Below are 26923 nucleotides of genomic sequence, written 5' to 3' on the forward strand. Positions count from 1 at the left end.
GGGGCAAACTTCCTACCGCACTGCGCGGAGGCGACTAACAACATCAACTATTTGCGCGCTGGCAAACGCCACTTCCTCGTTCGTGGTGTAGCGGCCGATGGAAAAGCGCAGCGCACGATGGGCCTGCTGTTCACTCAACCCGATGCCACGAAGCACATATGAGGGCTCTACCGTGGCTGAAGCGCAGGCCGAACCGGAGGATACCGCCAGATCCCGAAGGCCGAGCATGAGGGACTCCGCATCGACGCCTTCAAAGGAAAGATTCATTATGCCCGGGACGCGCCGGGATTCACTGCCGTTGAGAGTGACACCCTCGAGAGGCCGGAGCCCCGAAAGAAACGCCTCCCGCAGGGCTTCCAGCTCCTCCACTTCCTGTTCAAGCGCGGATTGGGCGATCTCGAACGCCTTCCCCATTCCGACAATCTGATGGGTGGGGAGCGTTCCGGAGCGCATTCCTCGCTCATGGCCACCACCATGAATCTGCGCCTCAATACGAACATCTGGCGACCGCCTGACGTACAGGGCGCCGACGCCCTTCGGGCCATAAACCTTGTGGCCGGAAAGCGCCAGCAGATCCACCGGCATGGAGCCAACATCAATTGCCATCTTGCCGGCGGCCTGGGCGGCGTCTACGTGAAAAAGAATGCCTCTCTGGCGCAATTCGGCACCAATGGCGGCAATATCATTGATTGTTCCAAGCTCGTTGTTCACCAACATCAGGCTGACGAGCACGGTATTTTCCTTGAGCGCGTCCAACACCTGATCAAAACCGATGGTTCCGTCGGCTGCCGGCTCCAGCCAGGTGACTTCAGTACCCTGATGCTCCAGCCACTTGCAGGTATCAACAACCGCTTTGTGCTCGATCCTGGAGGTAACGATATGAGCGCCCTGCCGGCCGGCAACCGCCCCTTTGATGGCGAGGTTGTCTGATTCCGTTGCCCCCGAGGTCCAGACAATCTCCCGCGGATCAGCGTGAACGAGACTGGCGACCTTCTTGCGTGCAGCTTCCACTGCGGCTTCTGCCTGCCAACCATAGGCGTGGGTGCGGGATGCCGGATTACCGAATACACCATCCAGCGTGAGGTATTTCATCATTTCATCAGCAACGGCTGGATCAACGGGCGTGGTGGCCGCGTAGTCCATATAAACGGGCTTTTTCATGGATTCCGGAAACTTGTTGGTGTCAGGCCGGCGCCTGATCGGACAGGCGTTCGGTATTGATGGTTTCAGAGCCACTGTCGGACTGGCGGCGATTTTGCCGGTCCGCAACCTGGCGAATTTCATGCTTCCTCATCAGATCTCCGAGACTGATCTCGCTGAGAAACTGATGAATCTGATCACTGAGATCAGACCAGAGGTGGTGGGTCAGACATTTCTCGCCATTCTGGCAATCGCCTTTGTTGCCGCACCGGGTGGTATCCAGCGATTCGCTGACGGCATCAACAACTTCGGCAATGTAGAGATCAGCCGCAGGACGACTGAGCCTGTATCCACCACCGGGACCGCGAATACTGACAACCAGTTTCTGGCGGCGGAGACGGGAGAAAAGCTGCTCCAGGTAGGACAGTGAGATTTCCTGACGCGCCGATATATCGGCCAGACTCACCGGCCCCTGGTCTCCATGCAGAGCCAGATCCAGCATTGCCGTAACGGCATAGCGGCCTTTGGTGGTCAACTTCATAGCGTCAGCCCCATGGCGGGATTGAATCTCAAAAATGCAGAACAGAGTATGAATTGACCAACCATTTCAGTCAAGTATTCAGCGCCGCACCTCTTCGTCGTCTCGCACGCAATCGAAATCCTCCTCGTGGAGCGGTGGCAGTTCGCCATTCTGGTATTCACTGTTCACCTTGCGCAACGCCTTGCACATATTCTCTATGCGGTCATCCACGGCATGCATGTGATCAAGCAACGAGCGCATGGCCCGTGCGACGGGGTCCGGCATTTCTTCTGTAACGCCGTATGCATCGAAGCCCATTCGCTCTTCCATCTCCTTGCGGCGGGCATCGTCTTCGCCCTGGCGTTTGACAATAACGCGGCCAGGGATACCTACAACGGTTGCTCCCTCTGGCACTGCCTTGGTAACCACCGAGTTTGAACCAATCTTGGCACCCTCGCCTACTTCAAAAGGCCCCAGAATCTTGGCGCCGGCACCAACCACCACACTGTTGCCAATCGTGGGATGCCGCTTACCCTTGTTCCAGCTGGTTCCGCCCAGCGTAACGCCCTGATAGAGGGTTACGTCGTCGCCAATCACCGTAGTCTCACCAATAACAACACCCATGCCGTGGTCGATGAAGAAGCGACGACCAATGGTTGCACCCGGATGAATCTCAATGCCGGTAAGCCAACGGGCGATCGTCGAAATGGTCCTCGCAAGCCATTTCAATCCCAAACTCCACAACCAATGGGAAAACCGATGGAAAAGCAGTGCGTGCAAACCGGGATAGTTGGTGAGCACTTCAAAGGTATTCCTGGCGGCGGGGTCCCGATGGAACACGCTGTTAATGTCTTCCCGCAAACGCTCAAACATGGCCATTGTCCTGTTCCGTCGCCGCAGTATCGGCCTCGGTTGATTTGCTGTTGTTCCGTGTGCCCGACGCTTTCTGCACAGCGGTGAGGATGCCCCGGAGGATATTGATCTCCATCTGATCAAGTCTGGCTCGCTGGAACAGCCGCCGCAAGCGCGTCATAAGCTGCCTGGGGTTCTCCCGCCGATGGAAATCAACATCGATAAGCACCTGCTCAAGATGCCCGAAGAAGCCCTCAACATCGTGGACTTTCGCCGGCGGCACATCCCATCCTTCGTCCCCGGGCCGGGTCATCGACTTTAAGTATGGGCTTCCCTCACCGCCTTCAAGGCTTCGGAGGTAATACATCCGCAATTCATAGCACATGACCTGCACCGCCATGGCCAGGTTGAGAGAGCTGTAATCGGGATTGGAGGGAATATGAATATGATAATGACAACGCTGCAGCTCATCGTTGCTGAGACCATGGTTCTCCCTGCCGAACACCATGGCCACCGGGCCACTGCCGGCGTGCTCTGCGGCCGCGGCCGCAGCCTCGGGCGGGGCGCACACCGGCCAGGGGACTTTTCTGCCCCGGGCACTGGTACCCATTACCAGAACGCAGTCGGCAAGCGCCTCATCGAGCGAAGACACCACGTGGGCGCTATCAAGCACATCTGAAGCCCCCGCCGCACGGGCGTATGAAGCCTCGTCCGGAAACGAAGACGGGTTGACCAGCCACAGGTTGCCGAGCCCCATATTTTTCATGGCACGGGCGACTGCGCCGATATTGCCTGAATGGGATGTCTCAACCAGAACGATCCGGATCTGATCCTGGAATGTTTCCGTCCCTTCCTGTGGAAGTGCGCTTTTATGCATTGTTAGCAGGCCCAAGGTTATTGATCAGGGCGGCAATGATAGCAGAAAGCAAAGGCACCCTGCCCCTCCGGAGTACCCGTAACCTCTGGTTATTCGTGCTATTGCTGAGTCAAAAAACATACAAGCGGGGTGATCTTTTGCTATGATACCCGGCCTTCACACACCCGGATAATGAACACTCAGATGCAACCAGCTATTAAAATGGCCCTGCGCGTCGCGCGTCAGGGGTCTGATTATCTGAAAGCCCATTTCGAGCGCCAGGAACCTACCGGCAAGGACGACTCAGAACGCCGTCGTCAGCTGGAACGGGTTGAGCAATCTATTTATGACAATTTTGCCGAACAGCTCGAAAAAGCCTACAAGGACCACAGCATCGCGCCCCTGAACGAAGCGGATGCCGGAACCAGCGAAAAGAGCTGGCATATTTTCCCTGTCCTGGGCCGTGAAAATTTCCTGCGGGGCATTCCGGAGTTCGCTCTGGCCCTGTCCCAGAAAAAGAATAACCGAACTGAAAACCTGCTGCTGGTTAACCCCGTTACCGGCGAGGAATACTCGGCCAGCCGAGGCCATGGTGCGGCGCTCAACAGCCGCCGCGTGCGCGCTTCGGAAATCAAGCTTCCGGAGAAAGCCGCCATCGCTACCAACCTGCTGGACCAGGCTCGAAAGAGCGAGGATCCGATGCTCTGGGGCGAAATGGCCGCTGTACTGGCCAGGGATTCCGGTATGTTCCGTACCTCCGGCTGCGTGGTGCTGGATATCGCCCGTGTGTCCGCCGGATTGATGGACGCAGCCATCATCTTCCGTCCGGAAGCAGCCGAGCTGGATCTTGGCGTCACTCTGGCCATGGAATCCGGTGCCCTGACCGGTGATTTCTCGGGCAATCCGTCCACCGGGAACGCCCGCCAGCTGGTGGTTGCAAACCCGAAGCTGTTCCGCGAAGTGCTCAAGGTCCTGCATCCGTTCCGGGGCCGTCTGCCCCGCTGAACTCCCGGGCTCTCTGAGACACAAAAAAACCGCCACATTGTGTGGCGGTTTTTTTATGCCCGGAAATCGGGGAACAACTACGATTACATCCGGTTCAGCCACTCCGGCGGCTGCTCTTCTTCTTCGGCATTTTCCGCGCCTTCTTTTGCCGGCACGATCAGGTCATCTCGAGACACGCCCATCACCATCAGCAGATTCGCAGACACGTATATGGAAGAGTAGGTACCGACGACCACACCAATAATCAGAGCCAGGGCGAAGTTGTTGATTGCCTCACCACCCAGGAAATACAACGCAAAAAGCACGACAAGCGTTGTCCCGGATGTATTGATGGTGCGTGCAATGGTCTGATGAATGGATTCGTTGATGATATCCCAGGGCTCACCCACACGCATTTTGCGGAAGTTCTCCCGGATGCGGTCAGCAACAACGATGGTATCGTTCAAAGAATAACCAATGACCGCAAGCAACGCAGCCAGAACGGTAAGATCGAAGGTCCACTGGAATAACGCAAATACACCCAGAACGATAATGACGTCGTGAGCCAGAGGCACCACCGAGGCAATACCGAATTTGAACTGGAAGCGCATACCCACGTAAATCAGCACCACTGCAAGGGCAATCAGCAATCCGAGGCCACTGTCCTCCTTGAGCTCCTCACCAACCTGGGAACCGACAAACTCGGAGCTTACCAATTCCAGCTCCGCGCCCCCCTCCTCGAGGGTTCGGGTAACTTCAGGTGCCAGCTGATCATTGTCAGCTTCAGCCATGCGCACCAATACCGTGGTGTCAGCCCCGAAGTTCTGAACAGAAAACTGTTCGTAGCCGGCAGCCGTCAGCCTGGAGCGGATTTCATCCAGTTCCGGAGCCTCTGCATATTCAAATTCAACAGAGGTGCCGCCGGTGAAATCCATACCCAGGTTCAAGCCACGGATGGCCAACAGCGCGATAGACACAACGATCAGCGAGATGGAAATTACGGAAGCAATCTTCCGCAAACCCATAAAATCAAACGGTTGCTTTTGATCTTCAGACATTGGCGAGCTTTCCTCCGATCGACAGCTTCTCGACCCTGCGGCCGCCGTAAATAATGTTAACGATGCTCCGGCTGACCATCAGGCCAGAGAACATCGACGTCAGAATCCCGATGCAGAGTGTCACCGCAAACCCTTTCACGGGGCCGGAACCCATTGCGAAAAGAATCACGGCAACCAGCAATGTGGTGATGTTTGCATCAAAGATGGAAACAAAGGCTCGGGAATAACCGGAGTTGATGGCCGTCTGGGGCGGCACGCCCGATTTCAGCTCTTCCTTTATCCTCTCAAAGATAAGCACGTTGGCATCCACCGCCATACCGACGGTCAGAACGATACCGGCGATGCCTGGCAGGGTCAGTGTCGCCGAGAGGATCGACATGCACGCAACGAGCAGCATCAGGTTCAGTGTCAGCGCAATGTTCGCTACCACGCCAAATCCGCGGTAGTAGACAAGCATGTAGAGCAGCACCAGCCCGAAGCCAAGCGCAACGGACATCATGCCGGCGTCTATATTTTTCTGGCCGAGGCTCGGACCAATGGTCCTCTCCTGAACAAAATACATCGGGGCGGCAAGTGCACCGGCGCGCAAGAGCAGCGCCAGTTCTGCGGCTTCCGGAATGGAATCAAGCCCGGTGATCCGGAAACTGCTGCCCAGAGCGGATTGCACTGTGGCAAGGCTGATTATGCCTTTCTCCACAACGCGGTTCTCCACCTCCTGAGGCTCGCCGTCTACCATTCTGGTTTCGGTTTCCGTGCGGTACTCGATGAACAGCACGGCCATCCTGCGGCCAATAGCATTGCGGGTGGCCCGGTTCATCAGGTCGCCACCGACGGAATCCATGGTGATATTGACCTGGGGTTGGCCGTTTTCGTCAAACGCCTGCTGGGCATTGGCCACGTTGTTACCGGTCGCGATCACCTCCTGCTCGAGGCGCGCGGTGCGCTGTGGCTGATCCCGGAAACCAAACTCCTCGGTCTCGCTGCTGGGGGCGTCCTGGCGGGCCTCCATGCGGAACTCAAGGTTCGCGGTTGCACCAAGTACGCGCTTGGCCTGTGCGGTGTCCTGTACGCCAGGCAACTCAACAATAATCCGGTCGGCACCCTGTTGTTGAACGAGGGGCTCAGCAACACCGAGCTCATTCACCCGGTTACGGATCGTTGTGAGGTTCTGCTCCAGAGCATAGTCCTGAATCGCAGTGACCTCAGCCTCGGAGAGCGTCAGGACGAGGAGGAATTCATCACCCTCGGTCTGCTCATCGAGAAGGAATTCGTTGTACTGGTCACGCACCATGTTGAACGCTTCGGTGCGGGAGGCTTCATCACGAAAGCTGAGAACGATCTCGCGGTTATCCTGAACATCTCCGCCACGATAGCGGATCCGCTCTTCCCGCAACTCCCGCTTGATCTGGCCAGACATGGCATCCAGACGCTGGCTGACTGCGGTTTCCATGTCGACTTCCAACAGGAAGTGGACACCGCCACGAAGGTCCAGACCCAGCTTCATCGGGCCGGCACCCAGGCTCTTCAGCCAACCGGGCGTGGAGGCGGCCATATTCAGTGCAACCAGGTATTCGTTTCCAAGAGCAGCCTGCACCAGGGGACGGGCCTGCAATTGGTCTTCAGAGTTGGTGAGACGGATCAGAGCATCCCGATCCTGAAGAGTACTGCTTTTCACCTCGATGCCCCGGCTTTCCAGCACACCAACGGCCCTGTCGAGCACACCGGCATTCACCGCGGTGCTACTGCGGGCGCCGGTAATCTGGATGGCGTAGTCGTCGGGGAAGAGGTTGGGCAAAGCGTAGATAAACCCGATCACGAGCGCGACCAGGATAACCAGGTTTTTCCAAAGCGGATACTTGTTCAGCATGGGATCCCTTGTAGCCGGCCTAGCGGCCAGACTTGGTGTTTCAGCCAGGAAGATTCAAACCGGCCACCAGGGATGGCCGGCTAAATGGCCCCCGCTCAGATGTCCTTGAGCGTGCCCTTCGGCAGCGCCGCAGCAACGGCTACTTTCTGGACCTTGATCTCTACGTTGTCAGCAACTTCCACAACGATGAAATCGTCAGTCACCTTGGTAATTTTGCCGGCAACACCACCAGAGGTCACAACTTCATCACCTTTATTCAGGCCGGACATCAGAGCCTTGTGCTCTTTCGCACGCTTGGACTGCGGGCGCCAGATCAGGAAGTAGAAAATCAGGATGAAGCCGGCGAAAAAGATCACCTGGCCCATAACACCCATTCCCTGAGCAGCCGGGTCCTGCGCCATGGCAAGAGCAGGCATCAGAGCCAAAAGGCCGGCAACGAGCATTTTAATAGCTTTCATTGAATATCTCCGTTGGTTTAGCGAATAGATCAAACATTGCCCAGGGGCGGAACGGTCTCTCCGCGCAGAGCATAGAAGTCGGTTACAAAGTCCGACAATGTACCTGCTTCAATGGCCCCACGCAATCCAGCCATCAGGTTCTGGTAGAACCGGAGGTTGTGGATGGTATTCAGTTGTGAGCCAAGCATTTCTCCACATTTATCCAGATGATGGAGATAACTTCTCGAAAAATTCTTACAGGTATAACAGTCGCAGCGATCGTCCAGCGGCGCGGTGTCATGACGGTGCCGGGCATTGCGGATTTTTACGATCCCGGTTGACGTAAATAGATAGCCATTCCTGGCATTGCGGGTAGGCATTACACAGTCGAACATGTCGACACCGCGACGTACCGCCTCGACGAGATCTTCCGGCCGGCCCACGCCCATCAGGTACCGCGGCTTGTCTTCCGGCATTTTCGGCGGCAAGTGGTCGAGAATCCGGATCATGTCTTCCTTGGGCTCGCCAACCGACAGACCGCCAATGGCGTAGCCATCGAAGCCGATCTCTGTAAGCCCTTCCAGAGAGCGGTCCCTCAGGCCTTCGTACATACCGCCCTGAACGATGCCGAACAACGCCGCAGGATTCCCCTCGTGGGCATCTTTGCTCCGTTGCGCCCATCGCAGCGACAGTTCCATGGAATCTTTTGCCTGACGCTCGGTGGCCGGATAAGGCGTACACTCGTCAAATATCATAACGATGTCCGACCCGAGATCCCGCTGCACCTGGATCGCAATCTCCGGTGACAGCTCCACCGGCGAACCATCTACCGGAGAACGGAAGGTAACCCCGTCCTCGGTGATCTTGCGCATCTCACCCAGACTGAACACCTGGAAACCGCCGGAGTCGGTCAGGATAGGCCCATGCCATTGTGTGAAATCGTGAAGGTCGCCATGGGCCTTGACCACCTCAGTACCGGGCCGAAGCATCAGGTGAAAGGTGTTCCCCAGAATGATTTCAGCACCGATTTCGTGGATATCGCGGGGCAGCATACCCTTGACCGTGCCGTAAGTGCCGACAGGCATGAACGCGGGGGTCTCAACGGTTCCGCGGGGAAACGTCAGCCGGCCACGGCGGGCGCGCCCATCCTCGCCCAGTTTTTCGAACGACATGAAACAGGTTTGTGTCACAAAGCCTCCCCGGCATTATCGTTACCGGCTTCATTGGATTCCACGGTCGCCCCGAGCAACATGCCCCGGCTGGGTTCCTGACCGTTGATAAACATGGCGTCACCGTAACTGAAAAAGCGGTAGCGTTCCTTTACCGCTTCCCGGTAGGCCGACATGACGTTGTCATAGCCGGCAAACGCGCTGACCAACATGATCAGGGTGGATTCCGGCAAATGGAAGTTGGTGATCAGGGCATCCACGGTCTGAAACCGGTAACCCGGGTAAATGAAGATGTCGGTCTCGCCCGTGAACGCCCTCAGGCGACCACCACGGCTGGCCGACTCAAGGGAACGAACCGACGTGGTACCTACGGCAACCACACGCCCTCCCCTTGCACGGGTTCGTTCGATGGCGTCGACGGCATCCTGGGGAACGTTCACCACCTCACTGTGCATGGTGTGATCCTCGATTTTATCGACCCGTACCGGCTGGAATGTGCCGGCACCGACGTGCAGGGTCACAAAGGCACTTTCAATGCCGCAGGCGGCCAGTTTCTCCAGCAAGCCCTCATCGAAATGCAGACCCGCCGTGGGGGCGGCTACGGCGCCTGCTTCCCGGGCGTAAACGGTCTGGTAGCGTTCCCGATCGGTGGATTCGTCCGGACGGTCCACATAGGGCGGCAGTGGCATGTGGCCAATCCGCTCGAGCACCTCAAGCACTGGCTCCTCAGACTCACAGACGAGATGAAACAGCGCTTCGTCCCGCCCCGCCATTCTCAAAGAAGTGCCATCCTCAAGGATAACCTTCTGCCCCTGTTTCAATGCTTTTGAGGCTCGAACATGGGCGATGATGTCATGTTCTCCGGTTACCCGCTCAACCAGAACTTCTACCTGCCCACCGGTCTCCTTCTTGCCAAAAAGGCGCGCAGGGATCACCCGGGTGTTGTTAAACACCAGCAAGTCGCCGGGTTGAAGCAGCTCAGGGAGTTCACTGAATATTCGGTGGTCAAGCTTGCCAGAGAGGCCGTCGAGACAAAGCAGCCTGGACGCGCTGCGATCCTTGAGTGGATAGCGGGCGATCAATTCGTCCGGCAGGTCAAAATGAAAATCGGAGACATTCATGGAATGGACTGTTAACGACGCCGAAGAAAAGAAGATGGTAGCGGCGGGCGGACTCGAACCGCCACGGGTTTTACCCCAACGGATTTTGAATCCGTCGTGTCTACCAATTTCACCACGCCGCCATCGGAGAGTGTTGGGGATTATACTGAGCTAAATCGCGAAAGCAATAAGCCAGCGGACACAACTGCCCGCCGGCTCAGAGTTTTACAATCGATCGAACAGTGACAGCTGCGAAACCTGGGCAAACGACTGCTGGGCCGCCTGCAACACGAAGCTCTGGAAACTCAGGGTGCTGATGGCCTCTGCGTAGTCCACATCCTGCAGCTGGGACCGTATTTCATTGCTGTAGACCGACGAATCCTCCAGGAATGACTTGGTCGATTCCACCGCGTTCATCCGGCCTCCCAACTCCGTCTGCTTGAGGATAATGCTTTCCTGGGCGTTATCGAGGTTGATCAGGGAATTAGCAATCAGGTCGTCGTACTGGGCCTGCCCATCCGGACTGCTCTTGTCGATGTTGTTCAAACCGGAAATCAGGTTCTCAATGGTGCCGAACACCGACTGTTTTTCGTTGATCTTCAGCGTAAACACGTCACCGGCGCCAGGGACCGCGTCTGTGATGGTCGCCTCAACACCAGCAACCGTAAAAGGCTCCCCACTTTCGTAGACAACCGGGTCAACCGGCAAGGCAATGCCCTGACTATCAAACGCCCGCAATTCGGGAGGATTCCCACCCCCCAGATCAATAACCTCGACTGTAATATCGTCAGGAAATGAGCCCGAGTAAGCGGCAGCAAGATCCGCCTCGTTAACCAGTTTGACGCCTGAAATAGAAGCGCCCGGCGTGCTCACTGTGCTGTGTTCGCCGGTGATGGCCGCAGGAACTCTTACGAAAATGTCCTTGCCGTTATCGCTGATCGGAACGGTGACACCATCATCAATTTCGAGGACTCGCTGGCCCTCGTCGCCCTGGTAAATCCAACTGCCTGAGGGATCCTGCTCAAAGGCCTTTACCGAGCCCTGGAATCCACTAAAGATGTATTCGCCGGAGGCATCACGGGTATTGGCAATATTGGCGAGCTGCCCCAGGCGTTCCTCCAGCTCCGAAGAAATCGACCGCCGGTCGTTGGCCGACAATGACCCATTACCCGCCTGAACCGTCAGCTCCCGGATCCGCTGAATCACATCGATCGAACTTGAAAGAGCATTTTCTTCCTGTTTCAGACGGTTGTCCGCCAGGTCGACGTTGCGCTGATAGGTTTCAACCCGCGAAAGCTCCTGATCCAGCTTCAGAATGCGCGCCGCAGCGACCGGATCGTCGGAAGGTTTGTTTACCCTCTGGCCAGTCGAGATCTGTTGCTGGGTGTTATTCAGGCTGGTATTGAGCTCCTGGAGCCGATTAATACCGCCTGAAAAAATCTGCTGTGATGAAATTCTGATCATGTCACATCACCTCAACCGTTACCGGAAACTCTGTAACAGGGTATTGAACAAATCCTGGGCTACCGACATTACCTGGGCCGAGGCATTATAGGCGGCCTGATACTGGATCAGGCGCCCGGCTTCCTCATCCAGGTTAACGCCGGATACAGATTCCCGCTGATTGGTCGACTGCTCCAGAAGGGTTTTGCCGGCATCCACATCCAATTGGCTCTGGCGTGTTTTAACACCGATATCCTCAACAAGCCCCGCATAGCCTTCGGAAAAGTTCTGGCTACCACCATTCAGCGTGTTGGCCGTGCCAAGCGCCGCCAGCAGTTCCGCATTCCTGTTGTCCGAAACACCGTTGGAGTTGTAATTGATCTCGAAGGTGTCACCGTCAGCCGGCTGGCCCGTTATCTTGAACTGAAAACCCTGGTACTCGGCACCATCCGCCGGATTGTCGCTGAACAGCTCATTGGCAACGCCCGGCGTGTAGGGCCGGTTTGCCGGACCTATCGGGTTTCCACCGCCGTCCGTAACCGTGAACACCAGGCCGGTTCCCGGATCGTCGAATGTTACGGTAATTGGCCCGTTCGCCAGTTGCCCGGTCGATTGGAACGCGGGCAACAGGGAGTTGGTGAACGGGTTCCTGACGTTAAGCATGGTGCCCTGATCAATCTTGCCGGTTCCGATATTGTCATCGCCGGTGGTAGCACGAACCGGACTTGCGAAAGCCAGATCCTCCTCCCGATTGACCACCAGCCCAATGCTCTCCGCCGCATTCCGGCTTGGTTGAATCAGATATTTGTCTCCGGCATTGAACGTGCCGCCCTCCACCCGGATGTTGAAACCGGGCATGGAAATCTCAGACTGGGGCGGATCGGGCAACCGGCCCTGATTGACGGTTCTTCCAGTACCCTGATCAATCAACTCGTAGCTTCGCCCATCGCCACTGAACTGGAGAGTCCAGCGGCCTGCCGGAAGCGCCGAACTGTCGGTTATCTCGACGGCCAACTGTCCGTTGGTCGAGGGCGCGTTATTTCCGTTGGGGACCACGCGGCTCCGTTGCGCCTCGAGCGAATTGATATCTGTGAAGAACAGCCCACCGAGTTCGCCCTCCAGATCCATCCCGATTTCATGCTGGTGATTCATGGTGTCGGAGAGGGCAATGGCAATCCTGCCAAGCTCATCGAATGCCGGTTTCAGACCTTCGGTATCGAAACGCAGGAGGCCACCCAGCTTGCCGCCGGTGATCTGTTCATCAATATTGAGGAGGCGTCCACCGTTGCTCAGTGTGAACTCCAGACGTGTCGGATCTTCGGCATTTTCCCGGGTGCCGAGGGTCGAAGCGTTACTGCCAACCACCAGGGACAAACCGTTCGACAGAGACACGTTAACCTGGCTACCGTCTGCCGGGCTGACTTTTATGCTAATAAGCTCCGACAGCTGCCGCAGTTTCTCATCCCGCTTATCCAACAATTCATTGGGCATTTGCCCCTGGGCAATGCCGGGTGATTCAGAAATCGCCAGGTTCAGCTCCGCAATGCTTTTCAGCAGGGTATTCGCGTCTTTCACACCCTGCTGCATCTGGGTCTTGATGGATTCCCGCTGCTGGATGAATTCCTGGTTCAGGGCCTGGAAACGGTTTACAACCTGCTGTGCCTCACTCAGGACCAACTGGCGCTGTGGCAAGGAAGTGGGATCTTCCGCGGCATTCTGAAGGCTCGCAAAAAAGTTGTTCAGTGCATTGCTGAGGCCGGTAGATTCACCCCCGAGCAGGTTATCAAGCCTGGTCAGCTCCGAATTAAGGGCCTCCTGCTCTCCGTACAGGGTGCTGTCTTCACGCACCTGTTGAACCAGGTATTCGTTGGCCAGGCGGCGAATGTCCGCCACGTTCACGCCGCTGCCTATGGTGCCGGCACCAGTGCGCTGGCCTTCCTGGGTTTCAAACAGCACTTCCTGGCGGCTGTAACCCGGCGTGTTGGCGTTGGTTATATTGTTGCCAGTGGTGTTCAGTGCGGCCTGTTGACTGAGGATGCCGGTCAGACCAATACCTATGAGCCCTGCCATAAGCTTTACTCCTTCATCCCGTCACTGCCCATGGACAGCGTCATCAGTGAGTCACGGTTCATGATCTGGCGGATCTTGTTGCCGTAGTTGGGGTCGGTTGCATAGCCGGCTTCCTGCAGCTTCTCTGCGAAAACCTCAGGCTGGTCTGCTACCGACAGGACGTCCCGGTATCGGGGGTTGGATTCCAGGAAAGAGACATAATCCCGGAAGCTGGATTCGTAATCCCTGTAGGCCCGGAAGTTGGCCTGCTCTTTCATGGGCAGCCCTTCCCGATATTCCGTGGTGGTAATGGAGACCGCATCACCCTGCCAGCGGCTGTCGGCCTTGATGCCGAAGAGGTTAAAACTGGGCTCGCCCTGCTCCCCACGGATCATATGCCGGCCCCAGCCTGTTTCCAGGGCCGCCTGGGCTACCATCAGTTTCGGGTCTATTCCCGAGTCCCGGGCAATCCGTTCGGCCACCGGCAGCAGCTCTGCCACGAAATGCTCCGGAGATTCGAATTGATGCGGCAAGTCCGAGGGTGTCGACGTCACTGCTGAAGGCGCTTTCTGTGCAAAAGACGTTACCTCCCGAACCCGCTCGGGTAGCTCGGCATTCAGGGCGGGCAGGCTTCGGTCGTAATCCGCAAGGCTCGCCTTGTGGCCAGCGAGCCTGCCTCCTTCATCGTTCATGCCGGGAATCTGTTTGCTCAACTGCCGGACCAGTGCCTCCGCAAGGCCACTGCCCTTGCCCCCAGCCATGGTCAGACTCATCTGGCTGTCGAACATATCCCGGTAGAGCTCGGACTGATTGCTCTTCAGGTAGTTGCCCTCAGCAAAGACATCACCGGCCTTGCGCATGGACTTCAACATTTCAGACAGGAACAGACTCTCGAACTGGCGCGCCACCTCTCGAAGAGCGGACTCCTTATCAGTGCGAGCCTGGGCCTTCAACGCATTAAGACCGTTGAAGTCGGTGTAAACCTGGGCCTGTTGAACCTTGTAGTCCTGCATCACGCCACCTAGATAACGATCAGTTCGGCGCGCAGTGCACCGGCCTGTTTCAAGGCTTCAAGTACCGCCATGACATCACCCGGCGCCGCACCCACCTGATTCACGGCCTGAACGATCTCGTTCAGGGTGACGGCGGGGCCGAACTTGAACATCCGTGCCGGCTCCTCGGTAATGGCAATCTGGGAATCCTGCTCAATGGCGGTGTCTCCACCGGCAAAGGGATTCGGCTGCTCCACGTTGGGGTTTTCCTGAATGGTCACCGTCAGATTGCCGTGAGTAACGGCTGCTGCACTGACCTGAACATTCTGGCCAACCACGATGGTGCCGGTGCGGCTGTTGATGACCACTTTCGCGGCATCCTGAGCCGGATCAACCTCGATGTTTTCGAGAATCGACAGAAAGCTGACCCGTTGGGAAGGGTCTCGCGGTGCGCGGACGGAAATCGACGTGGCGTCGTGGGCATAAGCCATATCCGGGCCGAGACGATCATTAACAGCCTCGACCACCCTGCGAGCCGTTGTGAAATCCGGGCGCAACAGATGGAAGGTGATGGTGTCGCCCTGATTGAATGGCGAAGCCACCTCCCGCTCAATCGTGGCACCATTGGGAATCCGCCCAACGCTGGGAACGTTCACGGTGATTCGAGAACCGTCCTGCCCCTGTGCGCCGAAGCCACCCACCACCAGACTGCCCTGAGCCATGGCATAGACCTGTCCATCAGCACCTTTCAGTGACGTCATCAGCAAGGTTCCGCCGCGCAGACTGTCGGCGTTGCCGATGGACGACACAGTGATGTCGATTTCCTGCCCCGCTTTGGCGAAGGGCGGCAATGTCGCACTCACCGTAACGGCCGCGACATTGGCGAGATTCGGGTTGACGCCTTCCGGAAGCGTCACGCCAAACTGGTTCATCATGTTCCTGAAGGTCTGATTGGTAAACGGCGCCTTGTCACCGGTTCCATCAAGACCAACCACCAGGCCATACCCCACCAACTGGTTGTTGCGGACACCCTTGATTCGGGAAAGATCCTTCAGGCGATCCGCCAATACCGGGGCGGAAACCACAGCCAGGGCAAGAACCCAGACAATGACACGGCGCAAGCTCATAGCGGCCACCACTCACTGTTGAAGAAGCGAGCCAGCCAGCCCATCTGGTTTGCCTGGTCAAAATCACCAGTGCCTCCATAGGCGAACCGGGCGTCCGCAATGCGATTGGATGCCACCGTGTTATCAGGCTGGATATCCTGGGGGCGAACCAGACCCGTCAGGCGGATGTATTCATCACCATTGGTCAACGACAGCCATTTCTCGCCACGAATACGAAGAACACCATTAGGCAATACTTCGGTCACCGTAACCGTGATGCTGCCGGCGAGGCTGTTACTCTGATCTGCTTCTGCCGCGCCCTGGAAATCCCGCTCGTGGTTGAACGACGTGTTTATCCCAAAGTTGTCCTTGCCCAGAATGGTCGGGTTCGGCAAGGTCGTTTCATTGTCCTTGGTGATGCTGGTCTCGGCATTTTTGCTGGCGCTGGTGGATTCCTGCAGATTCACGGTCAGCACATCACCCACGTTCAACGCCACGGTATCGCCGTAGAAGTTGTAGTTTCGGGAGACCTGGTAAATAGACCCCGAAGCGCTATCACGCTGCATCATGGCCTGGGGGCGAACCGGCGCAAACTCCGGGTCATCCGGAACTGCCCGCGGGCGACTCATCGCTGTGCACCCCTGCAACAGGATCAGAAGCATCACAATCACCAGAGTGCTGGCGCTTCGCACTGTCCTATGGGTTGTCATCAGTTTCATGACCTCACCTCTGGCCGCATTAGCCGATGTTCTGAGTGATGAACTGGAGCATCTGGTCGGTTGTGGAAACCACTTTCGAGTTCATCTCGTAGGCACGCTGGGTGGTAATCATGTTCACCAGCTCCTCCACCACCTCAACGTTGGACGACTCCACGGAGCCCTGCTCGATACTGCCGAGTCCGGCCAGCCCGGGTTCACCTTCGGCAGGATCGCCACTCGCGTTGGTCGCCTTGAACAGGTTGTTGCCGATGGCCTGCAGGCCCTGGGGGTTGATGAAATCCACCAACGTAATCTGGCCCAGGTTTACCGGTGCTGCCTGATCGTCCGTTACCGCCGTCACGGTGCCATCTTTACCAATGGTGATATTGGTGGCGTTCTCCGGCACGTTGATGGCGGGCTCCAGAGGGTAGCCATCCGGGTTCACCACATCGCCATCAGCGTTGAGCTGGAACTGGCCGTCGCGGGTGTAAGCGATCTGGCCATCAGGCAACTGCACCTGCAGGAAGCCACGGCCATTGATGGCCATGTCCAGGGGCTGCTCGGTAATCTGCAGGTTGCCCTGGGAAAATTGCTTGGCCGTACCCACAACCCGCACACCGGTGCCCAACTGCAGGCCAGAAGGCAGTTCCGAGTTCTGGGTTGTCAGACCACCCGGCTGCCGGTTGATCTGGTACAGAAGATCCTGAAACACGGCTCTGTCCCGCTTGAAGCCAGTGGTGTTGACGTTCGCCAGGTTGTTGGAAATGGTGGACATGTTGGTGTCCTGAGCGCTCAACCCGGTCTTGCTGACCCATAGTGCTGGATGCATGCTGCTTACTCCTTGCCGGGGGCTGTCAGGCGGCCATTTTTTGCCGCTTCAGGCCCGCCAGGCCAATGTGTTCAGTCGTTACTTAAAGGTTCTGCAACAGCCGTGCCGTTGCTTCGGAATTCTCGTTCGCAGTGGTCATTACCTTCACCTGCATCTCGTATTGCCGGGACAGCTGGAGGTTGGAGATCATCTCTTCCACCGCGTTCACGTTGGAGCTTTCAAGGAATCCTGAGGCAACCCGCTGGTTTGCATCCGGTGGCTCGGGCCCATCCAGAGCCTGATCCGGCTTTCGGCGCATGTGTCCGTCAAGACCTTTCTCGAGGGCTTCCGGCGGCGGGCTGACCAGCTTCAGCCGGTCCACTTCAACCAGCTGGTCCGGTGGCCCACCGACAGGAACAATTGAGACAGTGCCATCGGCGCCAATCTCGACATTGTCAAAAGGAGGCAGCGCGACCGGCCCACCGTTACCAAGCACCAGTTCGCCATTGGCAAGCCGCACCAGGCCGTTGACATCCACCTGGAGACTGCCACTACGGGTGAAGACTTCCTCGCCCTGATCGTTCTGAATGGCAAGCCATCCCTCACCTTCCACAGCCACATCCAGTTTGCGCCCGGTTTCCATCAATGCCCCGGCGGACAGGTCCGTGCCAGGCCTCTCTGTCATGGCATAGGCACGAGTCGGGTGGTGTTCCCCGTAGACAGGCATACTGCGGGCCTGGGCGAAGTCTTTTTTGAAGCCGGTGGTACTGACGTTCGCCAGGTTATTGGCATGGGCCTGCTGGGCCAGCATATTCTGCTTGGCGCCAGACATACCGATGTAGAGGGCTTTGTCCATGGGAAAACTCCTGCCGGAATTTTGACTGTTTCCAGTCTTCCTGCAGGAGTCATGCCATTTTCGCTAAAATGCGGGATTAACGGAGGTTGATGATGGTCTGGGTGACCGCATCGGAGGTTTCAATGGTCTTGGCGTTGGCCTGATAGTTCCGCTGGGCGATGATCAGGTTAACCAGTTCCGCCGACAAGTCCACGTTGGATTCCTCCACCGAGCTGGCCTTGATAGAACCCAGCGTGCCGGTATCCGGGGCACCTATGATCGGCTGACCGGATTCGAACGTTTCCACCCAAGACGTATCGCCTACGGGAGACAGACCGTTGGTGTTATTGAACGAGGCCAACGCGACCTGGCCCAGAGCCTGGGATTGGCCGTTGGTGTATCGGGCAAACAGAACACCTTGATCCGATACGTCCAGACCAGAAAGCCGGCCAGTGGTATAGCCATTCTGCTGTTGGTCGTTCACGCCAAACGCAGCGCCATATTGCGTTGTGCCACTGAGATTGATCACAAAAGCCGATGTTGTCGGTGGCTCAGGAATGGGTGTTACTACCACCTCGCCGGCAGCAGGAGGGCCATCCGCCCCATTTGGCTGGCCGTCGCTGTCTTTGGGTATCCAGTCATCAATAACGATTTCGCCACTGGGGTCGCCATCGATCGACTGAAGAGCACCGTCCTGATCGAATCTTGCAGTGTAGGGAGTCACGTCGGTGCCACCAACAAACTCGCCATCAATCTGGGCATACACCGACCATTCGCTCACCCCGACACCATTGCCTGGGGACGGATTCTTCACAAAGAACTGTGTGAGTTCGTGGGAATTACCCAGGCTGTCGTAGATCGTGGTGGATGTAGCGTGGTTATAGGTACGCTGATCCAGCGGATTGAATTGATTGGTGACGCGGATTGGCGACGCGTTGAACGCAACCTCAAAATCATTGTCAGCGGTGGTTGATGTGATTCCCGCCACCGACCGGTCCGCAGTCACGTTCACATCACCTTCGACGGTGCCGGTATCGCCGTTGCCATTGCCATCGGCAAAGGTAAAGTCGAGCGTCTCACCCTGGTTATGAATCACTCGCAGAACATCGCTGCCCCCGCCTCCGGTGACAATCGAAGCGGAAATTGCGGTCTCGCTGGAGTTGTTGATTGAATCAACCAGATCCTGCAGGGAATTGATATTTGACGTGTCCAAGGTCAGCGGCGATCCATTGATATCGAGGCTGAATGAAAACGAACTGGCGCCAGAGATGAAGGCGTCATCAAGAGCCGGCGTGCCGTCAAAAGTCGCCGTCGTTGTGGCCGAAGCACTCAATCCAGGCGCATCGTTGATAGTGGAGGCCGCTTCACGGGCACTGGCTGCAGGGTCAATATTCACGTTGAAGGCAGGCGAGCCGTCCGAATACTGCACATCAAAGCTCTCGCCCTGTATGGAAGCAAGAGTGAGAGGCCCGACATCCCAAACACGGGTTTCCAGCACGGACTCCCTGGAATCAAGATTCAGATCGGAGTCGAGGTTTGTCGTCCTTCTCGGAGCCAGGTTGTCTGTTGCAATCTGCAAATCTCCCCGGATGCCAGACAAGTTGCCGTCCTCGTCCGCGGTGTATCCCTGTACCCGCATATTCTGGTTGTTCGTTACATAGCCTTCCTTATCAATGCCGAACTGTCCTGCGCGGGAATAACGAATCTCGCCGCCGTTGTTCAGGATAAAGAAACCATCGCCGGCAATCGCCATGTCCAGGCCATTGTCAGTGAAGCTGATGTTGCCCTGCCCAAAAGACTGCTTAACGTCCTGAACCCGGACACCGTCGCCGATCGGGTTGGTGCCTGCGCTCAGGAACCCGCTTGCGTATAGATCGCCAAACTGGGCCTTGCTGCCCTTGAAACCAACGGTACTGGCGTTGGCAATGTTGTTGCCGGTGACGTCCAGATCCACCGATGCCGCGCGAAGGCCACTCAAACCCGTATTAAATCCCATGGTTCACCCCTTGGTGTTTCACCGGTATCAGTTAATTTGTTTTACATCAGACAGGGCGATGGAGCCCATGCCTGCAAGATTCAGGGTAATGGAGCCACCCTGGCCCAGGGACACGCTGTCAACATTGGCACTTACCATCGTACCCAACTGCTGCGGCCCATCCGGGTAGGAAGCCTCGGCCACAATCCGGTAGGCGCCCGGCGGCAAGGGATTGCCGTTGCCGTCCTGGCCATCCCAGCGGAACGAGGTCACCCCTGCCGGACTACTACCCATGTCGATCTGGCGAACCCGCTCACCATTCTGACCCTGAATCGAAAGCCGAAGGCCACCGGTCGATGCCGGCACTTCAACGGTGCCGCTGATCTCACCGTCCGCACCCAGAACCCCGATCTGGGAAGGGGCAAGCACGGTTTTGCCGACCATGGCAGAGGCCTGCAGCGCCTGGCTGGAACGGAACTGACCCACCACATCCTCAACCGTACCGGAAAGGTTCTGCATTTCCTCCAGCGAGCTGAACTGGGCCAGTTGGGAGATGAATTCACCGTTGTCCTGGGGTTCCAGCGGGTTCTGGTTCTTCAGCTGTGCCAGCATCAGTTCCATGAACTCGTTCCGACCCAACTCGCTGGTGCCCTGGCCGCCATTCTGTTGCTTCAGCTGGTACTGGCTCAGAACATCCGACGCGTCTGTTGCATTTACTGCAGTCATGTTGTGCTCCTCACCCTGTTACTGCTGACCGAGAGTCAGAATGCGCTGCATCATGGACTTGGCTGTGTTCATGACATCCACATTCATCTGGAAACTTCTGGACGACGACATCATGTCCGCCATCTCTTCAACCACATTCACATTGGGGTAGTAGACGTAGCCGTCCTCGTTGGCCGCCGGGTGATGGGGCTCGTAGCGCATCTGCAGCTCCGCATCGCTTTCAACGATACCTTCAACCCTGACACCGGCGCCCGGGCCCTCATCGGCCGCCATCGGCAAACCGCCCTGCCCCGGATTCATCAGCGACTGCTGAATGGCCGAGAAAACCGGCTTCCTGGCCCGATAGGTTTCGCCGGTGCTGGAACTGGCGGTCTCGGCGTTGGCGATATTCGAAGCGGTTGTATTCAGCCGCAGTGATTGCGCGGTCATGCCGGAACCGGCGATATCAAAAATGCTGCCCAGTGACATGAAAATTCTCCTTCGCTAATCCTGTGACTGCGGCTTATTCGCCCTTGAGGGCTTTGGTCAAACCGCTGAACTTGCTGTTCAAAAACTGGAAGCTGGCCTGGAAATCCATGGCGTTGCGCATAAACCGGGTCTGCTCCTGCTGGGCGTCTACCGTATTGCCGTCAACCGACGGCTGATGGGGAACCCGATACATCAAATCGCTGTCCGACGCCGATGGCGAGGTATCCATGTGCGCGTCATGGGTTTTGGCCATCTGGAATCCGCTGAGCTGCTCCTGGGCCTTCTGCATCATGGCCTGGAAATCCAGATCCCGCGCCTTGAAACCCGGGGTGTCGGCGTTTGCCAGGTTGTTTGCCAGAACTTCGGCGCGTTTAACACGCGCTTCAACCGCGTGTTGATGAATGCCCAGAGCCGAATCAAACGTAATTGCCATGTTGCCTCCCGAAAACTGCACTGGTATGCCGAGCTGTTTTTGCCGGCTGTGCTCTTTGACAGGACTAAAGCAAGCTGAATGCCAGATTTATGGTCAGGTGTTAATTTGTCAGGAAACCCAGTGTTGGCAGGCCCTGCAGAGAATCCGAGTAGCGGTTACGGGAAAGGAGAAAGGAAAAGGGCAAGAAAAAGCGGCAAGCTGCTTCCCCCGGCAGAAGCCGGGGGTATTCAACAAGGTCTCAGGGCCAATGACTCACAAACTCGTCCACCGCCGGTCTGGGCACAGACGGCTTGGATGCCGAGACCGTACCGGTGTAGAGAAAGCCAACAATCTGTTCATGCTCTTCCAGGCCCAACCCCTGGTGAACCGAGGAGTGGTAGGCAACGCCGCCTGTTCTCCACATCACGCCGAAACCGGCATCCTGAAGGGCAAGCTCAACAAAACTCATGCCGGCAGCTGCCGACATGACCTGCTCGATTTCCGGTACTTTGGGATGCGTCCTCGGCGACGCGATACCAACTATGACCATGGGTGCGCGAAGGGGGGCACGCCGGAGCTTCTCGATTTCTTTCTCATCGCTGTTATTGGCACAGGTGGACGCAAACAGCTCTCCCAGGGCTTCAAGGCCTTTACCCTCGATCACCAGATAGCGCCAGGGCCTGAGCAGTGCATGGTCCGGTGCACGCGCCGCGCAGGAAAAGGCCCTTTCGAGGGTTGTCGAATCCGGCGCGGGTGATTCCAGCCTCGGTTCAGAGGAGCGGTTCAGGAGGAAATCGGTAACTGCGGTCATATCTGCTCGCTGTTTAAAGACTGTTGAAATATAGGTACGAACACAATTCATGGCTGTGAATTGTGGGTTCTACGTAATGCTGTTAACCTTTAGTCGTAGTCGGGTCTACCAACAATTATAAATGACGCGGTCGTACAACGTTGAGTGGCAACACAATGAGCAACCAGCAAACCTTCAATAACTTTTCCGAATTTTATCCGTACTACCTCGAAGAGCACAGCGACGTCACCTGTCGCCGTTTGCATTTCGCTGGAAGTCTCCTGGTCCTGATAGTCGCCGTATGGGCTCTGGCTTCGGGCAAGCTGTTGTGGCTTCTGGCCTTGCCGGTCATAGGCTATGGCTTTGCGTGGGTTGGTCATTTCAAGTTTGAAAAAAATCGCCCCGCTACCTTCAAATATCCACTGTACAGCCTTATGGGTGACTGGGTCATGTTCCGCGACATGCTCATTGGCAGGATCCGTTTCTGAAATGATGAGTGCCCCGGCAGACCTGCGTAATGCCAGTAGCTCAGCTGGCAGAGCCCTCTCGTCCGAGGCGGCGGGCAACCCGATCGCCATTCCCCCGATGCCCGATTACAATGGCCGGGTACTGGCATACACCTCAACCGCCGCCATTATCGTAACCGGCGTTCTCCAGGGCGCCTTTCCGCAATGGCTTCTCTGGCTGGTTGCCGGGGCCCTCACCTGGCCCCACATCGCCCATGCCCTGACTCGCCGCACTTTCCTCAGGAATTCGCCACGCATCCGTCAGAAAATGCTGATATTTGATTGCGTGGTTGGTGGCGCTTTCATTGGTTGCATCGGGCTGATCGTCATCCCCTCCCTCGCCGTTGCACTGATGCTGATGTTCAGTTGCCTGATTGTTGGTGGTATCCGTCAGTGGGTCCTGGGCACCGGCTTCATGGCGGCCTCCATTGCGGGGGCGGTTGCGATCGTCGGCCCGGCAGACGGACCACACTCGCCCCTGCTGACCAGCATCGTGTCGATTTTATCCACCGGGCTTTATATTTGCGTTACGGCTTACTATTCCCACCAGCAGGCACGGGCGTTGATGCTGGCAAAGACCCAGATCCAGAACCAGCGGGAGCAGTCCATCGCGCTTTCACACAAACTGTCCAAATATCTCTCGCCTCAAGTCTGGCAGTCGATCTTCACCGGTGAGCGGGACGTGAGACTGGAAACCCAGCGCAAGAAACTGGCGGTGTTTTTCTCTGACATCAAAGGCTTCACCGAATTGTCTGAGGAAATGGAACCCGAAGCACTGACCGAACTGCTGAATCACTACTTCAATGAAATGTCGGAAGTTGCTCTCAAGTATGGCGGCACCATCGACAAGTTCGTTGGTGATTCCATCATGGTGTTCTTTGGCGATCCAACCAGCCGTGGCCAGAGGGAGGACGCATTTGCCTGTGTCTCCATGGCCATCGAGATGCGCAAGCATATGAAAATCATGCGGCAGAAATGGCGCAGCCAGGGCATCAAGACCCCGCTGGAAATCCGCATGGGAATAAGCACCGGTTATACAACGGTTGGTAACTTTGGCGCCGAGAACCGGATGGATTACACGATTATCGGCAAGGAAGTAAACCTGGCCAGCCGGCTTGAGTCCCTGGCGGAGCCGGGCGAAATCCTCGTTTCCTACGAAACCTTCGCGCTGATCAAGGACAAGATCATGTGCAGAGACAAGGGCGAGATTACCGTGAAGGGCTTTGTCAAGCCGGTGCCAATTTACGAAGTGGTCGACTTCCGGCGCGACATGGGGCCCAACCGAAGCTTCCTGGAACACGAACATAGCGGCTTCGCCATGTATCTCGATTCGGACAAGATCACCGAGAAAGAGCGGCAGGCCATCCTGACCGCTCTGGAAGATGCTGCAGATCGCCTGCGGCGGGAAGAGGATGTTTCCTGAGGCGCTTCCCTGCGCTCAAACAGAATCCTGCTACTGACGTATCAACCTTGGGCCGGCATCCCCGCCGGTTTCCGTGCTTCGCCACGGATTTATATCCAGCCCGCCCCGCCGTGTATACCGGGCAACCACGGTAAGCGACTCCGGGTTGCACCGCCCCATCAGATCGGTAAACACGGTTTCCACGCAATGCTCGTGGAAATCCTGTTTCTGCCGGAAGCTCACCACGTAACGCAACAAACCGCCCCGATCGATTTTCGGTCCGGTGTAGCTTATGAGGAGTGTCGCCCAGTCAGGCTGACCGGTTACCGGGCAGTTGCTCTTCAGCAGATGGGAGCAGAGCCGTTCTGTCACCACCTCCCCACTCGCTGAAAGCGCCTCAGGCGCGTATTCAAAAACCACTTCGCTGACCGGCTCGTCATCAATGAGCTCGAAGCCCTCCGGCCGGCCAATCGCTTCACCGGATTCGTCGACGCTCAACAGATTCACCTGAACAGCACCGCCGCAGGCGCTGGAAAGATCCTGGGTAATCACCTCCGCGACCTGCTCCCGAGAAGAGTAGACCGCCTGGTTCAACGAGTTCAGGTACAGCTTGAGCGATTTGGACTCAATGATTGCGGGCGAGGCCGCCGGAAAAACAATCTCCGCCCAGGCCACTTCCGGCACGCCGCTTGGACGCAGCCAGGAGATTTCCCAGGCCTGCCACAGATCCTCGCCAAACCAAGGCCAACGGCCATCCTCCAGACCAAGGCGGCGGCGATTTTCCTCTCTCGCCACCGGGAAAAGCAGCCCAGGATCGTAGCTGTCCGGGTAGTCGCTTGTCTTGCCAAGCGGAGCGTCGTTAAGTGCCATAGTGGTTCCTGAAATCAGTGGCGAATGCCTTTACCACGCTCCAGCATTCTGAGAGCGATGAATGCCAGTACGGAGATGAAAACCAGAATCATACCAAGAGAAACAAACGGATTAACGTCTGACACGCCCAGAATGCCGTACCGGAAGCCGTTGACCATGTAGAGGATAGGGTTGGCCATGGATACGCCCTGCCAGAACCCCGGCAGTAAATCGATGCTGTAGAACACGCCGCCCAGATACGTCAACGGCGTCAATACGAACGTGGGCACAATGGAGATGTCATCAAACTTGGTCGCCAACATGGCGTTGATAAAGCCACCCAGGGCAAACAGTGCCGAAGTCAGAAATACCGTCAGAACCATCATGGGCAAGTTGTGGATGGACAGGCGGGTAAACGCCAGTGACAACAGCGTGACAATCAACCCGATGCCGAGGCCTCGCGCCATGCCACCGGTCACATAGCCGGCCAGGATCACCCAGTTCGGCACCGGCGACACCAGAAGCTCCTCGATGCTGCGCTGGAACTTCATGGAGAAAAACGAAGACACCACATTGGCGTAGGAACTAGTGATCACCGACATCATGATCAGCCCCGGCACAATGAAAGACATGTACTCGAAGCCGCCCATCTCCCCGATACGGGAGCCGATGAGGTTGCCGAAAATAATGAAATACAGGGTCATGGTGACCGCGGGCGGCAACAGGGTTTGCGCCCAGATGCGGGTAAACCGGCGTATCTCCCGGACAACGATGGTACTGAAAGCGGTAAAGAGCGCTTGTGGCGTCATGCGGCACCCTCCACGGTTTGAGTTGACTCCGCAGCGTTCTCTTCGACCATGCGAATAAACAGTTCCTCCAGCCGGTTGGCCTTGGTCCTCATGCTGACCACTTTGATGCCCAACCGTTCAAGCTCCACGAACACCTGGTTGAGCCCCTGCCCTTTCTGCACTTCCACCTCGAGAGCACCTTCTCCGTCCAATCGAGTCGGGAAACCATTCAGTTCAGGCGCGGCATCAAGGGTCTTCTCGGTGTCCAGAACAAAGGTTTCCAGGCTTAGTTGCTGCAGCAGGGCCTTTTTGCTGGTGTTTTTCAGAATCTTGCCGTGATCGATAATGGCAATATTGCGGCAAAGGGCTTCCGCTTCCTCCAGATAATGGGTCGTCAGGATAATGGTGGTGCCCTGACGATTCATTTCTTCCAGAAAGGTCCACATGGACCGACGAAGTTCAATATCTACGCCGGCAGTCGGCTCGTCCAGAATCAACAGTTTGGGCTCATGAACAAGGGCCCGGGCAATCATCAGACGACGCTTCATACCGCCGGAGAGCATACGTGCCGGGGTGTCCCGCTTCTCCCAGAGTCCGAGCTTTTTCAGATACTTTTCAGCCGACGCCGAGGCCTGTTTAAGAGGAATTCCGTAGTAGCCGGCCTGGGTGGTGACAATGTCGAAGACCTTTTCGAACTGGTTGAAGTTGAACTCCTGCGGCACAACACCAAGGTTCAACTTGGCATCCGAGAGATGGGTGTCGGTGTCATATCCGAACACCCGCACCTTTCCGGCTGTTTTGTTAACCAGGGAGCAAACAATACCCAGGGTGGTCGATTTGCCTGCCCCATTGGGCCCCAGCAAGGCAAAGAAGTCCCCCTCGGCGACGTGCAGATCAATCCCCTTGAGAGCCTTGAAGCCGTCACCATAGGTTTTGGTGAGGCCCTCAATTTCCAGTGCATTGGTCATAACTCATCCCGATTCGGTGAAAAACGGCAAAGAACGGCCCTCGCCGCCAGCCAGAATTTAGATTGCTATTTATTGTGACAAAGTCGCTGATTTCAAGGCCCTTATCGGCCGGAGGCATGCCCGGA

General features: G+C 56.8%; 27 protein-coding genes and 1 tRNA gene. 3 read left to right on the forward strand and 25 right to left on the reverse strand.

The annotated features are described in order from the left end of the window. Positions 1–12 precede the first annotated feature (12 nt). The 4 genes from MDHKLMBL_RS14125 to trmJ all read right to left on the reverse strand — a co-directional run bounded on the left by MDHKLMBL_RS14125 (position 13) and on the right by trmJ (position 3389). Positions 13–1161, reverse strand: a complete 1149-nt coding sequence (locus tag MDHKLMBL_RS14125) for an IscS subfamily cysteine desulfurase (RefSeq protein ID WP_092032826.1) — start codon at positions 1159–1161, stop codon at positions 13–15. A gap of 22 nt (positions 1162–1183) precedes the next feature. Beyond that, positions 1184–1681 carry a Fe-S cluster assembly transcriptional regulator IscR gene (iscR, locus tag MDHKLMBL_RS14130; protein WP_008174321.1) on the reverse strand — a complete coding sequence of 166 codons (498 nt, stop codon included), beginning with the start codon at positions 1679–1681 and terminating at the stop codon, positions 1184–1186. 78 nt (positions 1682–1759) lie between these two features. After that, positions 1760–2533 carry a serine O-acetyltransferase gene (gene cysE / locus MDHKLMBL_RS14135; RefSeq protein WP_053115569.1) on the reverse strand — a complete coding sequence of 258 codons (774 nt, stop codon included), beginning with the start codon at positions 2531–2533 and terminating at the stop codon, positions 1760–1762. Next, on the reverse strand, positions 2526–3389 hold the full coding sequence (gene trmJ, locus MDHKLMBL_RS14140) for a tRNA (cytosine(32)/uridine(32)-2'-O)-methyltransferase TrmJ (protein ID WP_075267705.1): 864 nt from the start codon (positions 3387–3389) through the stop codon (positions 2526–2528). Before trmJ ends, cysE begins: the two co-directional genes overlap by 8 nt. A gap of 183 nt (positions 3390–3572) precedes the next feature. Here trmJ and MDHKLMBL_RS14145 point away from each other — a divergent pair, with 183 nt between their 5' ends. After that, positions 3573–4373, forward strand: a complete 801-nt coding sequence (locus MDHKLMBL_RS14145) for an inositol monophosphatase family protein (protein ID WP_053115017.1) — start codon at positions 3573–3575, stop codon at positions 4371–4373. A gap of 83 nt (positions 4374–4456) precedes the next feature. On the opposite strand, the gene secF is transcribed toward MDHKLMBL_RS14145, so the two are convergent. The 18 genes from secF to MDHKLMBL_RS14235 form a co-directional block, all read right to left on the reverse strand. Then, positions 4457–5410, reverse strand: coding sequence for a protein translocase subunit SecF (gene secF / locus MDHKLMBL_RS14150; RefSeq protein ID WP_053115016.1), 954 nt, complete (start codon positions 5408–5410; stop codon positions 4457–4459). Then, a complete protein-coding gene (secD, locus tag MDHKLMBL_RS14155) occupies positions 5403–7277 on the reverse strand; it encodes a protein translocase subunit SecD (protein WP_092032821.1) in 1875 nt (624 codons plus the stop codon). Before secD ends, secF begins: the two co-directional genes overlap by 8 nt. A 95-nt stretch (positions 7278–7372) precedes the next feature. Continuing rightward, a complete protein-coding gene (gene yajC, locus MDHKLMBL_RS14160; protein ID WP_053115014.1) occupies positions 7373–7735 on the reverse strand; it encodes a preprotein translocase subunit YajC in 363 nt (120 codons plus the stop codon). Positions 7736–7764: 29 nt separating this feature from the next. Then, positions 7765–8886 carry a tRNA guanosine(34) transglycosylase Tgt gene (tgt, locus tag MDHKLMBL_RS14165; RefSeq protein ID WP_053115568.1) on the reverse strand — a complete coding sequence of 374 codons (1122 nt, stop codon included), beginning with the start codon at positions 8884–8886 and terminating at the stop codon, positions 7765–7767. A 14-nt stretch (positions 8887–8900) separates the two neighbouring features. Further along, positions 8901–10004, reverse strand: coding sequence for a tRNA preQ1(34) S-adenosylmethionine ribosyltransferase-isomerase QueA (gene queA / locus MDHKLMBL_RS14170; protein WP_053115013.1), 1104 nt, complete (start codon positions 10002–10004; stop codon positions 8901–8903). Between the two features lie 35 nt (positions 10005–10039). Then, positions 10040–10126: transfer RNA gene (locus MDHKLMBL_RS14175), tRNA-Leu, on the reverse strand. An 82-nt stretch (positions 10127–10208) separates the two neighbouring features. Next, on the reverse strand, positions 10209–11447 hold the full coding sequence (gene flgL, locus MDHKLMBL_RS14180; RefSeq protein WP_053115012.1) for a flagellar hook-associated protein FlgL: 1239 nt from the start codon (positions 11445–11447) through the stop codon (positions 10209–10211). 18 nt (positions 11448–11465) lie between these two features. Further along, the gene (gene flgK, locus MDHKLMBL_RS14185) at positions 11466–13496 is read right to left on the reverse strand and encodes a flagellar hook-associated protein FlgK (protein ID WP_092032816.1); all 2031 of its coding nucleotides are present in this window, start codon (positions 13494–13496) and stop codon (positions 11466–11468) included. A gap of 5 nt (positions 13497–13501) precedes the next feature. Beyond that, positions 13502–14488, reverse strand: coding sequence for a flagellar assembly peptidoglycan hydrolase FlgJ (flgJ, locus tag MDHKLMBL_RS14190; protein ID WP_092032813.1), 987 nt, complete (start codon positions 14486–14488; stop codon positions 13502–13504). Positions 14489–14496: 8 nt separating this feature from the next. Further along, on the reverse strand, positions 14497–15594 hold the full coding sequence (locus MDHKLMBL_RS14195) for a flagellar basal body P-ring protein FlgI (protein WP_092032810.1): 1098 nt from the start codon (positions 15592–15594) through the stop codon (positions 14497–14499). Beyond that, positions 15591–16283, reverse strand: coding sequence for a flagellar basal body L-ring protein FlgH (gene flgH / locus MDHKLMBL_RS14200; RefSeq protein WP_373274848.1), 693 nt, complete (start codon positions 16281–16283; stop codon positions 15591–15593). The genes MDHKLMBL_RS14195 and flgH overlap by 4 nt, the downstream gene beginning before the upstream one ends. A 28-nt stretch (positions 16284–16311) precedes the next feature. Further along, positions 16312–17100, reverse strand: a complete 789-nt coding sequence (gene flgG / locus MDHKLMBL_RS14205) for a flagellar basal-body rod protein FlgG (protein WP_014576888.1) — start codon at positions 17098–17100, stop codon at positions 16312–16314. Positions 17101–17182: 82 nt separating this feature from the next. Then, on the reverse strand, positions 17183–17935 hold the full coding sequence (locus MDHKLMBL_RS14210) for a flagellar basal body rod protein FlgF (RefSeq protein ID WP_014576887.1): 753 nt from the start codon (positions 17933–17935) through the stop codon (positions 17183–17185). 76 nt (positions 17936–18011) lie between these two features. Then, entirely contained in the window at positions 18012–19910 is a 1899-nt protein-coding gene (locus MDHKLMBL_RS14215; protein ID WP_092032807.1) for a flagellar hook protein FlgE, read from the reverse strand. A gap of 27 nt (positions 19911–19937) precedes the next feature. Further along, positions 19938–20615, reverse strand: a complete 678-nt coding sequence (locus MDHKLMBL_RS14220; RefSeq protein ID WP_008174289.1) for a flagellar hook assembly protein FlgD — start codon at positions 20613–20615, stop codon at positions 19938–19940. An 18-nt stretch (positions 20616–20633) separates the two neighbouring features. Then, positions 20634–21083: a flagellar basal body rod protein FlgC gene (gene flgC / locus MDHKLMBL_RS14225; RefSeq protein ID WP_008174287.1), complete on the reverse strand. Its 450-nt coding sequence runs from the start codon at positions 21081–21083 to the stop codon at positions 20634–20636. 34 nt (positions 21084–21117) lie between these two features. Then, entirely contained in the window at positions 21118–21516 is a 399-nt protein-coding gene (gene flgB, locus MDHKLMBL_RS14230; RefSeq protein WP_104271069.1) for a flagellar basal body rod protein FlgB, read from the reverse strand. A 238-nt stretch (positions 21517–21754) separates the two neighbouring features. Further along, entirely contained in the window at positions 21755–22306 is a 552-nt protein-coding gene (locus MDHKLMBL_RS14235) for a nitroreductase family protein (RefSeq protein WP_014576882.1), read from the reverse strand. Positions 22307–22461: 155 nt separating this feature from the next. Between MDHKLMBL_RS14235 and MDHKLMBL_RS14240 the strand changes: the two genes are divergently transcribed. Next, positions 22462–22773 carry an Mpo1-like protein gene (locus tag MDHKLMBL_RS14240; protein WP_053115004.1) on the forward strand — a complete coding sequence of 104 codons (312 nt, stop codon included), beginning with the start codon at positions 22462–22464 and terminating at the stop codon, positions 22771–22773. Position 22774: 1 nt separating this feature from the next. Then, complete coding sequence (locus tag MDHKLMBL_RS14245) at positions 22775–24214, forward strand: adenylate/guanylate cyclase domain-containing protein (RefSeq protein WP_053115003.1); 1440 nt, start codon at positions 22775–22777, stop codon at positions 24212–24214. A gap of 30 nt (positions 24215–24244) precedes the next feature. On the opposite strand, the gene queF is transcribed toward MDHKLMBL_RS14245, so the two are convergent. From queF to MDHKLMBL_RS14260, 3 genes are read right to left on the reverse strand one after another with little or no spacing between them, the layout of a single operon-like run. After that, on the reverse strand, positions 24245–25063 hold the full coding sequence (gene queF, locus MDHKLMBL_RS14250; RefSeq protein ID WP_014576879.1) for an NADPH-dependent 7-cyano-7-deazaguanine reductase QueF: 819 nt from the start codon (positions 25061–25063) through the stop codon (positions 24245–24247). Between the two features lie 14 nt (positions 25064–25077). Further along, positions 25078–25851, reverse strand: a complete 774-nt coding sequence (locus MDHKLMBL_RS14255; RefSeq protein WP_053115001.1) for an ABC transporter permease — start codon at positions 25849–25851, stop codon at positions 25078–25080. Next, positions 25848–26798, reverse strand: a complete 951-nt coding sequence (locus MDHKLMBL_RS14260) for an ABC transporter ATP-binding protein (RefSeq protein ID WP_014576877.1) — start codon at positions 26796–26798, stop codon at positions 25848–25850. Before MDHKLMBL_RS14260 ends, MDHKLMBL_RS14255 begins: the two co-directional genes overlap by 4 nt. Positions 26799–26923 lie beyond the last annotated feature (125 nt).

This window comes from Marinobacter flavimaris (assembly GCF_002933295.1).
GTDB classification, from domain to species: domain Bacteria; phylum Pseudomonadota; class Gammaproteobacteria; order Pseudomonadales; family Oleiphilaceae; genus Marinobacter; species Marinobacter flavimaris.